Origin of the sequence: Mesonia sp. K4-1 (assembly GCF_008017825.1) — a bacterium.
GTDB lineage: Bacteria > Bacteroidota > Bacteroidia > Flavobacteriales > Flavobacteriaceae > Mesonia.
In genome coordinates, this window is the sequence record NZ_VRLS01000015.1 from 1 (window position 1) to 682 (window position 682).

General features: G+C 37.7%; 1 protein-coding gene and 1 pseudogene. Both read right to left on the reverse strand.

Translation table 11 applies throughout. The features are described 5' to 3' along the window. Positions 1 to 223: pseudogene (locus tag FT986_RS03875) on the reverse strand (DNA repair protein); the annotation flags it as partial. A gap of 72 nt (positions 224 to 295) precedes the next feature. Continuing rightward, entirely contained in the window at positions 296 to 643 is a 348-nt protein-coding gene (locus tag FT986_RS03880) for a single-stranded DNA-binding protein (RefSeq protein ID WP_147863939.1), read from the reverse strand. Between the last annotated feature and the right edge of the window lie 39 nt (positions 644 to 682).

Below are 682 nucleotides of genomic sequence, written 5' to 3' on the forward strand. Positions count from 1 at the left end.
TACCCGTGATCCCTCCCCGAGAAACTTCAAACATACCTTTTACCCGATTGGCATTATTAAGAAGCATGATTTGAAAGGTTTCACATAGTTCTATATTCTGTTTATCCCATTGTTTGTGGGCTATGATTGCTGCTTTTTGGGAACAGTTTATTTTAGGTAGTGAACTTGATTTTAAACCACCACTGTAACTGATCCTTATTTCATTTACTTTTGTTTTCATCATTAGTTTATTAAAGGGGTTGATATCAAAAAGAGGGTAAGCTTTTGAGAAAGAACACCCTCTTTATTTAAAAAATTACTCATGGGAATTTTCGTTATTCCCCAAGAACAGGATTTCGTTTACCAAAACCTCGGTCACATATTTTTTGCTTCCCTCCTCGGTCTCATAAGAGCGGGTGGTCAATTTTCCCTGCACTGCAATTTCATTTCCCTTACCCACAAAGTTTTCGATAAGTTCCGCTTGTTTCCCCCAAGCCACTAGGTTGTGCCATTGAGTATCCTGCACCTTCTCCCCCTCACGCTTGTAATATTCATTGGTTGCCAATGACAAACGGCATACTTTTTTACCACTTTCAAAGGTGGTGGTTTCTGGGGCATTCCCCACGTTTCCAATTAACTGTACTTGATTTCTTAGATTACTCATAACATTAAGATTTAAAAAATTAAACATTGATTTACTGAT